Consider the following 14,035-nt stretch of genomic DNA (forward strand, 5'->3'; position numbering starts at 1 on the left):
TTTTCAACATTATTGTCTTCTATTTTTTGTATATAATGCAATATGCACTGCTTCTTTTTAATTATTTGCATATATTTTTCTATCGTGCTTTGTGCTTTTTCGTGCTCGCGCACATATTTTTCACTTTTTCAATTGACATGCACCGAAATACCAATTATAATGAGTTTACAGATTCAAATTTAGTTCTAATCAACGATAATAAAATGTATAGAGGTATTTTTATGGCTACGATCAAACAGATTGCAGAAATTACAAATGTTTCCAGGGGTACAATAGACCGAGTCCTTAACAATCGAGGCGGAGTAAGCCCTGAAACAGAGAAGAAGGTCCGGGCTGCTATGGAAGCTCTGAATTATCTCCCCAATAAAGCAGCTCAAAATCTTGCAGTACGCAGAAAGAAGCTGAAATTTGGTTTTATCCTTATTTCACCCAATAATTATAATCCGTTTTTTGCTGATGTGGAAAAGGGAATCCGTAAAAAAGCTCTGGAGCTTGAAGAATTTGGTGTAACAGTAGACATCCGTTTCACTCCAATAAATGAGATCAATAAACAGCTGGAGCTTCTGGACGATTTTGTTGCTAATGAATACAACGGAATTGTTATTACAGCATATAACACAGCTGAAATCGCCCATAAAATTCAGGAGATTTCTTCACAGGGAATCCCTGTAGTCACCTGTAATACTGATATTCCGGATTCCGGACGTATTGCCTATGTAGGCAGTAATTTTTATCAATGCGGACAGGTTGCCGCTAATCTTATGGGAATGATCACTGGCGGAAAGGCAAAAGTAGGCATCATCAGCGGTTCTGAAAACATTATGTGTATCACCCAGCGTAACGCTGGATTCCAGAATTATCTTCGGGATAATTATCCCGATGCACAGATTTTGGCTACTGTTTCCAACAATTGTTATGATGATGTGGAAAGTTATTTGATCACTCGCAAAGTCCTGAAGGAAAACCCTGAAATTAATGCACTCTATCTTTCTGCTGCAGGCGTAAGTGCCGCCTGCCGTGCTGTTACAGAGTGCAACCGCAAGATAACAGTAATTTCCAATGACTGCACACCAGCCACCAAACAGCTTTTGGAAGCCGGTGTTATTGCTGCAACCATCGATCAAGAGCCTGGTTATCAAGGCAGCAAACCTCTTGACATTCTTTTCAATGCAATAACTAACGGGCCAGATTCAATTCGTGAATACTATTATACCAATGCTATTATCAAGATTCGCAGTAATCTTTCCGTACGGCCAGCTGAAAAGAACGAATTATAAGGAGCATGTAAATGAAAAAAACCTGCAATTTTTACCGTACATTTTTCTATATCCTGGGTTGTATTTTTCTGGCTTTTGGCATCACTTTAAGCACAAAAACCGGGCTTGGAGTTTCGCCTATCATATCTGTGCCTTTTGCCATAGCCTCCATATGGAAATTAAATTTCGCCGCCATGACCTTTTTGGTTTATTCTGTTCTCGTGGGAATTGAATTTATTTTAAGAAGACCGGATTATCATTGGGCTGATTTACTCCAGATTCCATTCAGTCTGGTATTCAGTCTCCTTCTGAATTTCTTCGGCAATATTCTTACCATGAATTATTCCCAGCTCTGGCCAAATCTGTTTCTCCTCTTTGTGGCTATTGTTTTCACAGGCATTGGTGCTGCCATGATGGTAAATATGAATTTTATCCCCAATCCGGCCGATGGACTCGCCCATACAGTTGGTGAGGTTTCAAAAAAAGGCATGGGGCTTGGAAAAAATATTATCGATTTTTCCAGTGTTGGAATCAGCTGCCTCATCGGGTTGATTTTTACACATCAGTTGACTGGAATCGGAATCGGCACCATAATTGCAATGATCGGCGTAGGACGGGTAATTGCTATTTTTAATCGCCTATGCAAAACTCGTATATGTAAACTTGCAGGATTTTAAAGGAGATTTTATATAATGAAAATCAACAACCTTCAAACCAACCATATATTTCAACCTCTTGGATGGGATTTTTCCAGTCTTCATTTTTCTTGGGAATGTAGCGATTTTGAACCGCAGGATAGCAGTCTCTATACCAGAATTCGAATTTTCAAAAATAATTTTGCAGCATCAGCTCTTGTATTTGATAGTCAGCCTCTTTATTCCTGGAATCAGCCTTTTTATGAGCCCAACTTCATCCCTGAGCCCTGCATTCGTTATTATTGGCAGGTTGAAATTGCACTTTTGAATAAGCAGCATATTTTCAGTGCTCCTACCTGGTTCGAAACTGCCAGAGCAAAAGGTGACTGGCCCGCAAAATGGCTGACTGCCCATGTTGAAAATCAATCTATGCCATTTATTTTTCGTAATTTCACCACAAATAAACCCATCCGCAAAGCCAGGCTGTATGCATATGGACTTGGCCTTTACGAAGCTTATTTAGATGGAAATAAAGTCGGCAAAGAATATCTGTCACCCGGTTATCATTCTTATGATTTTATAAATGAATATCAGACCTACGACATTACTGAATTTCTCTCTGCCGGAGAACATCAGATTGGTTTTCTCTTGGGAAACGGCTGGTATATGGGACGATTCTCTTTCGGCGGCGGTTACGAAAACCTCTATGGTAACAAAAAAATGCTAACCGCAATTCTTTCGCTGGAGTTTACAGATGGTACTTCCAAGGAAATATATACCGATAGCTCCTGGAAAGCTTCAGGAAGCAACATTTTTCTAAACAACATTTATGATGGGGAATCCATTGATACCACATCCCCCAAAAGCTCTGCAACACTTAAAATATTAATTCCTTCAACCCATACTACAGAGAATTCTTTATTTCCCGATACATTAATTTCTCCAGCAAACCTAAAACCACGCACAGATCTTCCAATTATCAAAACTAAACAATACCCTGTAAAAAATATGTTTTATACACCTTCTGGTGATCTGATTCTTGATTTCGAGGAAATGATTACCGGCTGGGTTGAATGTTATCTTGATGGATATGGAGAATTCCAGCTGCAATATGGTGAGCTTTTACAAAATGGAGAATTTTATCGTGATAATTTAAGAACTGCAAAGGCTCAATTTTCCTACAAAGGTATCTGTACACAAAAATGGATACGACCACATTTTACCTATTATGGATTCCGTTATGTGAAGGTAACAGGAACTCTTCCACCAAATCCACAGAATTTCACAGCTTTTCGTCTGATGTCTGCTTTACACGAAACCGGCAACATCCAGACTTCCAGAAAGGAAATTGATATATTATTTAGAAATACAAAGCGCTCACAAGAATGTAATTTTTTCTCTGTGCCTACAGATTGCCCTCAACGTGACGAACGTCTGGGTTGGACCGGAGATATCTGTATTTTTGCACGAACAGCCTGTTTCCATATGGATTCTGCTGCCTTTTTAAACCATTACCTGATAAATCTCGCATTAGAACAAAAAGCTTTACACGGTCTGGTTCCTTTATACGCCCCCCTTCCAAAACCAAAACCTTCGGCTGATACTGATCAGCCATTAGGAAAAATTGGTTTTTGTGCATGGGGAGATTCCATAACTGTTCTGCCATGGGAAATCTATTTAAGAACGCATAACAAGCAAATGTTATCTTCCCATTTTCCAGCTATGTCCGCATGGAACAATTATGTAAATCTCCGTGTTCAGCTTGGTGGAAAAGAATTTCTCTGGGATAATGATCATCAGCTGGCCGATTGGTTAGCGTTGGACAATCCAAAGGAGAATTCCTTAGCAGGACTTACAGATACCGGACTTGTTGCAAGTGCATACTATTATTACTCAACTCTTTTATGCCAACAGACTGCACATGTACTTGATTTTCTCAAATTAGAAAACGACTACAAAATACAAGCAGAACAAATCCGAAATGCTTTTATACAAGAATTTCTGTCTCCTTCCGGCTCATTAAACCGAGTTCAGACACAAACTTCTTATGCTTTGATTTTATATTTTGAACTGCATCTTCCTGAACAAAAAGCTCAGCTATGCAAAGAGTTTTACGCAACTTTACAAAAATACAATATGCATTTAAGTACAGGTTTTATTGGTACACGCTTTCTCCTTCCAGCCCTTTGCAAATGCCAAATGAGCAAAGAAGCTTATGATATTTTTCTAAGCGAAGACTATCCTGGATGGTTACATGAAGTAAAACTTGGAGCAACCAGTATCTGGGAACGGTGGGATTCCCTTGATAAACACGGTCGCATCAGCCCAACTGATATGAATAGTCTGAATCACTATGCTTATGGATGTGTTGCTGGATGGATGTACGAATATCTCTGTGGTTTCCGTTTTGACAAAGAAGGAAATCTGTTTCTTGCACCAATGCCAGACGCACGTCTGGGATACGCAGAGGGGAAAATCTCAACTTATCAGGGCACTTATAAAATAAAATGGGAATACAATACACAGACTCACCTGCGTTTTCAGGTTTCTGTTCCATTTCAAACCACTCTTCTGGTTTACCTACCAAACGGAAAGCAGCTTATAGCACATTCTGGTGAAAACCATTTTGATGTAGTATTATCCTGATATTTATATAGCGGTTACTCAGTTTTTATAATCTCAAAATAATCAAAATCCGCATATCGTCTCAGCCCGGTCATATCATGACAATACATTCCGAAGTGTGCCCCAGTGAAACCGTCACTCTGCTCATCTGTGAGGATTTTGGTAGGCAGTTCCGCCAGTTCTTTATACTCTTTTCCATCCAATGAGTAAAAGAATTTCGCATATAGCCCCTCCTGGGTAGTCACAACCCGCAGGAACAGAGGTTCATCCTCTGGAATATCAATTTCCGGAATCGCATCCGTGACATCGAAGTGATCGCTTTTTATCAGACGAAGTTTGGCTGGTCTTTTCAGATCCAGGTTCTGATTTCCAAACTCTTCGTCTCTGGTTTTTATCAGAAGATAGAAATTGCCGGTATCGTACATGTAGGCAAGACCTGCCATCTGCTCCCTGCAGGTCGGGGTGAATTCAACGCATGTTTCCACCTGGACATGGCGCTCCATCTGCCGCCTTGCCACCAGGCTTACGTCATAGCAGGAATTCAGGGATTCCTGACCGTAAAGGCGCAGGTAGCCCGGACGCTCCGTCAGACTTGTGTAGCTGTCATAGGGCTGGCGCAGGGAGGTGTAGCGCACATCCAGATATTCTGAGCTTTTGTTTTTACTTGTATTGTTCTCAAAGTCACCGCCAGATTTTCCACGTGCTAAAATCTCAATATCAAAATCGTCCCTGCCGTAATCCTTCCCTGCTTCTTCCGGGAAAAGACACTCAACAAGTCCTTCCGGCTCTTCTGTCTCCCACTGCCCGAAGTTGCCGCCACAGGCCATTCTAAGCCAGCCTTCTTCGTTCCAAACCATTTTCTGGATTGCCGTTTCACGGCCTAATACACACTGTCCGCTGCCTTTCGGTGGTCTACCGCAAAGATGTACCATATACCACTCACCTTTCTGGGTACATACAATATCTGCATGCCCACAACGCTGCAGCTCATCTGGATTCTCCATATCTGAGGTCAGCACAGGGTTACCCGGATCTTCCTCATAAGGTCCCCAGATAGATTTCGCCCGGGCCATTGTCACCATATGGTCGTAACCGGTTCCTCCCTCTGCCATTAACAAATAATAATACTCTCCAATATGGTAAATGTGTGGTCCTTCTGTATAGCCTCTTCCGGTTCCCGGAAAAACATTTTTCGCTTCCCCTACCAGGCGCTCCTGTACCGGGTCATACTCCTGCACCAGAATTCCCTTGAAATTGTTGATCATATTCACAATATACATTTTGCCATCTGTATCATGAAATACAGATGGGTCAAAACCTGAGCTGTTCAGATAAACCGGCTCAGACCAGCCGCCACGGATGTCCTTTGATTTTACAAGATAATTATGGGTATTAAAAAGTCCTCCGGTACGAGTTTTCACGTCCGTATAAATCAGCCAGAAGTATTCCCCGTCCCAGGAAATATCCGGTGCCCATACGCCACAGGAATCATCCTCACCAACCATATTAAGCTGGCTCATTCTGTTCAGCGGCGATGGCAGTTGTTCATAATGCTTCAGATCTTTAGAATGATAGATTTTCACACCAGGCCACCATTCAAAGCTTGAATTTGCAATATAATAATCTTCTCCAACACGTATAATACTTGGATCCGGGCAAAATCCCGGAAGAATCGGGTTCTGAATCATGTTTTTGCTCCTTTATCTGTTTCATTTTACAAAATAAACTTAAAACACATTCTAAGTATAAGCTATTTAAATTTTTTTGTACACACTTTGTTTCAGAAAGATGTTTTTTACCGGTCAAACAAAAAAGGACTGCAAAATTTCACGTATTCTGCAATCCTTTTCCTGTATTTACTTACCTCACAGCAGAAAAATCTTATTATAACGATTGCTTTTCTGCCTGTTTTTCCAGCAATTCTGGCAGACACATTGGTTTCTTTCCTTTCAGCTCATCTGCCATATTCAATGCCAGTATATTCCAGTTAATAAAGCCACCATTCATAACCGGTTCTCCATTAAATGGATTGTAATACTCATGAAGACATCCTGTTTTCTCCAGGTCCTCTCCCAGAAGGCGCATGGTGCGCTTATACATAATTTCCGCCTCCATGCGGTATCCGTAGTTCAAAAGTCCGCGGAATACCACATAGTTTGCAACCAGCCAGATCGGGCCAAGCCAGTTGGACGGGTTATTGGTAACAGACAGGTCAAACATTTTTTCATCCTTTGAAAGCGTGGTCAGACCAAAGTCAGAACCAAAGGTATCGGGATCAAAAATATGTTTCACCATGTCTGCCGCCTGCTCCTTCGTGACAATTCCTGCATACATGGGAATAAATCCGGACCATACACGAATCTTGATGGGCAGTGTTTTCCAGAAAACTCCAAGCCCCTGGTGGAACCAGTCGTATTTCCTTGTCTTAATATCCACATCAACTGAATAGAAGAAATGATCACGTTTGTCCCAGCATTCCTGCTGAATAGCACCGATCAGTGCCTCGCGCTTATCCAGAAGTCTCTTTGCCGCTTCCTCCTTGCCAAACTGTCTGTATAATCTGGCACCAGCTTCCAGTTCTACACACATAAAGCTGTTCAGATAAATATTGGCAGTGGAAAATGGCGGACGGCCAAAAGTAGCCGGATCATTGTCCATACCGATCATAATATCATCCTGCCATACATACAGTCCGCTGTTTTCATGAAAATAATAGTGATCATAACATTCAAAATACTTCGCCACGCCTGAAAGAAATTCTTCCGTCCAGGCATAATCACCAGTATAATCACTGATCAGGCACATCTGACTGCAAAGAAAGGGCTTATGCATATTCATAATCTTGCCTTCCTTATGCCTCATATTCAGATAAGGCTCCGGCCAGTCTGCCACCTCGATCATCATGGGAATATATCCATCTTCCAGCTGATGGTCGAAGAAATTGCGGATATTTCCCTGTGCATGCTCTATAATTCTTGGCTTCACAGACGGATCCTGGTAGGAATCCGCCAGATTCAGAAAGCCATATACGGACCAGTAGGTATCCCAGTCCCATACATTTCCATCGTAAACAGAGCCCGGATCAATAAACGGGTAACGGATAAAGCTTCGCGGATTCTTAAGCACATCCTCCGTATGAGACATTACAAATTCTTTTAATTCCTGTCTATACTGCTCTGTCCTTTTATCTTCCATAAAATCAACCCTTTACAGCTCCTGCTGTCATACCTTCCATCAGTTTCTTATTCAGTGCCATGTACAGGATCAGAAGCGGGAATACACTCATAGATACAGAAGCGAAGATTGCACCCCAGTTCTTGGATCCAAACTCATCAGAGAAGTACAGAAGTCCTGTCTGAACAGTCTTCAATGCAGAATCACTGATGAATGTCATGGAAAACAGAAGGTCGTTCCATTTGAAGAAGAACTGAAGAACCAGTACGGTTACAATAGAGTTCTTCATAAGCGGTGTTACAATATGCCACATCAGTCTGTAAATACCGCAGCCATCAATAACAGCTGCCTCCATAATATCATCCGGGAAGGAACGAAGATATCCCTGAACCAGATAAATGGATAACGACAGACCAAATGCTATGTACGTAATGATCAGACATGTTCTGGTATTTAACAGATTTGATCTGCTGTAAATCTGGAACAGCGGGATCAAAGCAATTGCTACCGGAATCATGATACCGAAACGGAAATACTGTGCAACTGCATTTCTGAATTTCCATTTCATCTTTGTTACAGCAAATCCTACAGTTACTGAGAAAAATACAATAAATACAAGTGCTACTAATGTAGTGATCAAACTGTTCTTAAAGAATGTGGACATATGTCCTCTTGTCCATGCATCAGAGTAGTTCTGGAAATAAAAGCCATCATTTAACGCATAAGCTGGCTTCTCACTCCACTCAGCCTGTTTCTTGAATGATGCAGTAAGCATCCAGAATAACGGATAGATCTCAATTACGCAAAGAAGGAAAATTACAATTCCTCGAAAAGCTGCTTTTACTTTTTTCATAATATTTCCTCCTTTCAGTCTTTCACATCAAATTTGTTGATAACAAGAGATCCAACTACACAGATCAGGAAGATCACGATTGCGATAACGCTGGCGTAACCAACCTTGTTGTAGGTAAATGCAACGTCATACATATACATGGACAGTGATTTTGTTGCACTTCCAGGTCCGCCCTTTGTAAGAGCCATAGCAGACTCGAACATTTTTACAGTTCCGGAGAAGCTGAATACAAGGCTGGTAATTACCATCGGACGAAGAAGCGGAAGAAGAATGTTTTTAAATAACTGCCATCCACCGCAGCCGTCGATTCTGGCTGCTTCCAGGATATCATCAGAGATATCAAGGAGTGCTCCATAGAAAATTACAGAATAGAATCCCATGGCTACCCAGATATCCATTACGCACAATGCCCAGAGAGCTGTGCTGGACTGGCCGATCCATGGCTGAACAAGGTTCGTAAAACCAAGAGAGTCAAGCAATGAGTTTAACAGACCATAGTTTGGCTGAATCTCATATATTTTTGCAAACAGCTGACCTACTGCAACAGTAGGAAGTACTACCGGGAAGAAAACCAGAGTTCTTACGATGGTTTTGCATCTTCTCAGCCAGAATTTAAACATCAGGGAAAGTAAAAGTCCCATTCCAACCTGGCCAACGGTTACTACCAATACATATTTACAGTTTACTGTCAATGCATTTAAGAAGTTCTTGTCTCTAAAAAGTCTTGCATAATTGTCAAATCCGGCAAATTCCCACTGAAGTCCCGGGCTGCCGCTGAAGAATGAATAATACAACGACCAGATAACCGGTACCATTACGATGATGGTGTAAACAATTAATGCCGGAACTACGAAAAGGGATATCGCTTTCTTATTACCTAATACCTTGTTCATAAAATTCCTTCCTTTCTGATTTCAATACGAAAGTCAGATGCTCTGCGCCTTTGGCGCTCCCACATCTAACATCCTGTCTTCTAACATAAAAATGGGAGTGTCTGCTGGCAAACACTCCCATTTGAAGTTCAAAGCTTATATTGCCAAAGCTGTTACTTACTGCATGTCATATACATCCTGGATGGACTGCATATATTCTTCGCCAGTCATTTCGCCGTTTAACAGAGGCTGTACATTTTCCTGAGCTGTCTTGGAGATTTCGCTAGGCATTTTTGCTTCCCACCATGCAAATCCTTCTGTGGATTTGTCAATCTCGTCAAGAACAAGCTTGGTGTAGTTATCCATATCATCTGCTGCAACATCATATGTGTAGCCTTTAACAGTTCCCTGATCTTCCATAGCTACGTTTCCGATGTTCTCCATGAAGTATTTCAGGAACCAGCCAGTAGCCTCATCATATTTGTCGTTGTCAAGTGCAAGAATGTTACCACAGTTCATAGAGTAAGAAGTAGCGGAGCTGATGGACTCATCTGCAACCGGAATGTTGAAGAATCCGATTCCGTCCTCGCCTGCCGGGTTCTGGGAATCATCTGTCAGGTTCTGTGTAAACCAGGAACCATTGTAGAAGATAGCTGCTTTTCCACTCATCAGCATGGAACCAGCTGTATTCATATCAACTGTTGTGATACCTTCTCCGAAATATCCTTTCTCTGCCCACTCTGCAATCTTATCAGCTGCTGCAACAAGTTTCTCATCTGTATAAGGAACTTCGCCGTCAGCTGCTTTTGTCATAATGTCGTTTCCTGCGGTTCTTACTGCGTATGCATTGATCAGACGGGTTGCACCCCATTTGTCAGATCCACCAGTTGTAAGAGGCTGGATACCCGCATCAGAAAGTTTCTGAAGAACCTCTTCAAACTCATCCCATGTAGTAGGAACTTCGCATCCTGCCTGCTCGAACAGGGCTTTGTTGTACCAGAAGCCTTCTACATTCAGTCCAAGAGGAAGATCATAAAGATCATCTGTTCCGGATAATCCTTTCAGAAGCTCAACAGCACCGCTGTTTAAATAATCTGCTGTTCCGATCTCGTCAACAGCTTCTGTAATATTTTTAACCTTTCCGGAATCGATGAGAACGCTGAGTGGAGCACCTGCTTCGTAAGCGAACAGATCCGGAAGATCATTGGATGCTGCAAGTGTAGCAATTTTCTGCTGAAGGTTGTCAGAAGCAACCATCTCATATTCCCATGTGAAATTCGGGTTTACATTTTTCTGATAGTCTTCGCAGATTTTGTTTAACAGCATACCATTGTCATTATCTTCTGCCCAGATGGTAAGGATTTTGATGTTTTTCTCAAGCTGCGGATCCTCTCCTGAGTAATCTGCTGCAAATGTAGGAACTGCAAACATTGTGCTTGCTGTTAATGCTGCCATTAAAATAGCTAATGCTCTCTTTTTCATTATAAATTCCTCCAGAATTTTCAAAATTATTGAACTTTGTTATAATTTACTCTTGATTGCCATTTACTTTTCGGTCACGTTTAATTTGTTTCTTTGTATCCCCGGGAAATATCTTATGGTTATATAATACCATTGTTCTGTTTTTTTACCAGTGCCTAATTTTTTTGGTAATGTACAGTTTTTTTAGACTGTTTTTTATAAAAAGTTTCACTTGTCCAGGCATTCAATTGTGCTAAATATACAAAATGCACATATTCAGCAATTTGAATATGTGCATTTTTGCAAATCCTGTTTTTATCATTCTGCTTTCCACACGTTTCCCTTATACTCATTGGGAGTCATGCCCTCGTGTTTTTTAAAAATATCACAGAAATATCTGTAATTATTATATCCCACCATTTCACTGACTTCATTAACCTTATATCCATCCTGTAACAGCTTCTTCGCCTTTTTTATGCGAAGGTCCGTCAGATATTTCACATAAGATGTGCCAACCTCTGTTTTAAAAAGAACACTTAAGTAAGCCGTGCTCATTCCAGCTCTGTCTGCAAGCTCACTAAGTCCGATATCCTGATCATAATGCTCATCCAGATAAGTAAGAAGTTCCAGGATAACTCTGTGTTTGCTTCCGGTCTGGTCTGCGGTCAGATGCTTGCTGATATCAGACAGAACGCTTTTTCCATAGGCCTGTACTTCTTCTATGCTCTGACATTTTACCATCTCCTGAAAAGAGACAAGTGACCCTCGTTCCACCTGCTTCTGACTTTCGATCAGTACATCGCTGAGCACACAGAGATGCTTGTAAAATTCCCTGCGAAAATCCTGCAACTCCGGGTAAAGTTCCTGCAGGCATCTGATTGTCTGCCGGCATTCTTCCCGAAATGCTGCAGCATCACAGTTTGTAATACATTTTACACTGCTCTCAAAAAATCTTTCCAATTCCAGGAATTTCTCACGATTAGCCTGTGCCTTACGATTATCTTCATGGCGGGTCTTCGCCCATTCATCTTCAATTCTGGTAAGGGCATTTTTCAGTTTATCTGCTGTAACCGGCTTATCAATATAATCTTTTACACCAAGAGTAAGCGCCCTCTGCGCATACACAAATTCAGAATAGCCACTGATCACAATAAAATATGTATCCGGACATTCTTCCTTCGCCGCCTCGATCACAGACAGACCATCCAGCCCCGGAATTCGGATATCCGTAATTACTACATCCGGTTTCTCACTTCGGATCACTTCCAGTCCCTGGATTCCGTCATAAGCAGCCCCTACTACCTCATAATCCAGCTTCAGGCGGGAAATTAAAGCCTTAATTCCCTGCACAACTATATATTCATCATCAATTACCACTAAGCGATACATGAAAATCCTCCTTGTATCTGCATTTCCCTATCCCTTATCTTACCGGAACCACAATCGTTACCTTCGTTCCATTGCCTGGACTGCTTTCAAATGTTACGCCGTATTTTTCCCCGTAATTCAACTTTATACGCTCTATTACATTGCGCACTCCATAACCATTCTCCAGTCTGGACATATCGTCAATTCCCACACCATCATCTTCAATAGTGAAAATCATATTATTCTGCTCCTGCCAGCCGCGAAGGGAAATCTTTCCTTTTCCAATCTTCGGCTCCAGACCGTGATACATGGCATTTTCAATAAATGGCTGAAAAATAAAGGTGATCGTTTCACGCTGAAGAATTTCTCTGCTGATATCCACGAACAGTTCAAAACGATTATTGTAGCGCATATTCTGAAGCTTCATATAGCCCTGCATCCATTTCACAGAATCCGCAACTTTAATATATTTGCTTCCATTATTCAGCGCCAGCTTAAAGTTATCAGAAAGTGCCTCTACCATTTCTGCCATCTGGTCATCCCCATGCATGATTGCAACAAAGTACAGAGAATCCAGTGTATTATAAAGAAAATGGGGATTGATCTGAGACTGAAGCAAAAGCAGCTCTGCTTCCCGTTCATTCAGCTTCACCGCCATAAGATGCTCGGAAAGCTCCAGGTTCGTATTGACCATTTCCTTGAATTTCCGTCCAATCCGGCCAACTTCACTGTAGTCAAACTCTTCTGTAATGTGGCGCTCTCCTTCCCCAACCTGTGCAATGGTATTTTCCAGCTGCTTCAGAGGATGGCTGATGGTTCTGGAAATGATTCGTGCCATGAGAAAACCCACTACAAGAACACAGCCGGCTACCAGAAACGAGGTCAGACGGATATTTTTGCTCTCTTCACTGATCTCATTTTTCTCCACTACGTTTACAATATGCCAGCCTGTAGTAGAATTGGTGACAGAAGAAAACAGATACAGATGGTTCTCTCCCGGATTCGAATAGGATTGCATAATTGCATTCTCCCTTTCCTCATTTCCCACAAAATAAACCAGCTGATCATCCTCATCTACAACCATAAAGTTACTGGAATCAAAGCTTTCATTGCCCATAACAAAGGATTTTCCCAACAGCTTCTGGCTCAGTCCCACCACCATATAGCCCATTCCCTGTCCATCAGAGGGATTGATCATATATTTCGCATAAGAAAATCCTTTCTTTGTTCCTGCTTTTAAAATACTGTCACAGAAAAAAATTTCCTTTCCCTGCGCAGCCTTTGCCTGTTTCACCCAGCTTTCTTCCAGAATATCCTTATCACTATAATAATTATAGAAATCATAAGTACCCAGGTTCACATTGTTCAGCTGATAAACATGACCATAAAGATCCGTAAATACTATATAATTCACCCACACCTGCTGACTGGCCATTTCATTTGCAATCACACGAAGCTTCACACGATCTGTGGACGTAAACTTGCTTCCTCCGTATTCATTGCCTTTTTTCAGAATCTGCTGAAGAGCTTCATCATTCAGAAAATTTCGGCCTACGTCTACAATGTTCTTTAGATTCATATCCATAACGCGGCTGGAATTCTTCAGCGTAGACTGATAAGATGCCCTGTAATTCTGTTCAATCGCATCAATAGAGGTTTTGTATACAATATTCATCAAAACGCCCACACCCAAAAGGGTGATAAGAAACATGGATAAAAAAATCTGATTCTGAATACTCAGCTGTCTCCACGCTTTCTGTATTCCCGAAGGTTTCTTTTTCTTTTCCATAT

At 41.4% G+C, this 14,035-nt stretch carries 10 protein-coding genes; 3 read left to right on the forward strand and 7 right to left on the reverse strand.

Translation table 11 applies throughout. The features are described 5' to 3' along the window. The first annotated feature begins 221 nt into the window (after positions 1-221). The 3 genes from AB5170_RS12125 to AB5170_RS12135 are packed head-to-tail and all read left to right on the forward strand — an operon-like array spanning position 222 to position 4,537. Positions 222-1,277 carry a LacI family DNA-binding transcriptional regulator gene (locus AB5170_RS12125; protein ID WP_294422687.1) on the forward strand — a complete coding sequence of 352 codons (1,056 nt, stop codon included), beginning with the start codon at positions 222-224 and terminating at the stop codon, positions 1,275-1,277. Positions 1,278-1,288: 11 nt separating this feature from the next. Next, positions 1,289-1,933, forward strand: a complete 645-nt coding sequence (locus AB5170_RS12130; protein WP_294422685.1) for a YitT family protein — start codon at positions 1,289-1,291, stop codon at positions 1,931-1,933. 15 nt (positions 1,934-1,948) lie between these two features. Beyond that, positions 1,949-4,537, forward strand: coding sequence for a family 78 glycoside hydrolase catalytic domain (locus AB5170_RS12135; protein ID WP_368361587.1), 2,589 nt, complete (start codon positions 1,949-1,951; stop codon positions 4,535-4,537). 14 nt (positions 4,538-4,551) lie between these two features. Here the strand turns inward: AB5170_RS12135 and AB5170_RS12140 are convergent, their stop codons facing one another. From AB5170_RS12140 to AB5170_RS12170, 7 genes are all read right to left on the reverse strand, one after another. Continuing rightward, positions 4,552-6,204, reverse strand: coding sequence for a glycoside hydrolase family 43 protein (locus tag AB5170_RS12140; protein ID WP_368361588.1), 1,653 nt, complete (start codon positions 6,202-6,204; stop codon positions 4,552-4,554). A 196-nt stretch (positions 6,205-6,400) separates the two neighbouring features. Further along, positions 6,401-7,711 carry a trehalase family glycosidase gene (locus tag AB5170_RS12145; RefSeq protein ID WP_368361589.1) on the reverse strand — a complete coding sequence of 437 codons (1,311 nt, stop codon included), beginning with the start codon at positions 7,709-7,711 and terminating at the stop codon, positions 6,401-6,403. Between the two features lie 4 nt (positions 7,712-7,715). Beyond that, a complete protein-coding gene (locus AB5170_RS12150) occupies positions 7,716-8,543 on the reverse strand; it encodes a carbohydrate ABC transporter permease (protein ID WP_118577667.1) in 828 nt (275 codons plus the stop codon). Between the two features lie 14 nt (positions 8,544-8,557). After that, positions 8,558-9,436, reverse strand: coding sequence for a carbohydrate ABC transporter permease (locus AB5170_RS12155; RefSeq protein ID WP_173715719.1), 879 nt, complete (start codon positions 9,434-9,436; stop codon positions 8,558-8,560). 156 nt (positions 9,437-9,592) lie between these two features. Continuing rightward, positions 9,593-10,897 carry an ABC transporter substrate-binding protein gene (locus AB5170_RS12160; RefSeq protein ID WP_118577669.1) on the reverse strand — a complete coding sequence of 435 codons (1,305 nt, stop codon included), beginning with the start codon at positions 10,895-10,897 and terminating at the stop codon, positions 9,593-9,595. 297 nt (positions 10,898-11,194) lie between these two features. Further along, positions 11,195-12,265, reverse strand: coding sequence for a response regulator (locus AB5170_RS12165; RefSeq protein ID WP_368361590.1), 1,071 nt, complete (start codon positions 12,263-12,265; stop codon positions 11,195-11,197). 34 nt (positions 12,266-12,299) lie between these two features. After that, the gene (locus tag AB5170_RS12170; protein ID WP_368361591.1) at positions 12,300-14,033 is read right to left on the reverse strand and encodes a sensor histidine kinase; all 1,734 of its coding nucleotides are present in this window, start codon (positions 14,031-14,033) and stop codon (positions 12,300-12,302) included. Between the last annotated feature and the right edge of the window lie 2 nt (positions 14,034-14,035).

Source organism: Ruminococcus sp. RTP21484sp1_RTP21281st1_A8_RTP21281_210402, assembly GCF_040914025.1.
Classification (GTDB): domain Bacteria; phylum Bacillota; class Clostridia; order Lachnospirales; family Lachnospiraceae; genus Blautia_A; species Blautia_A faecis.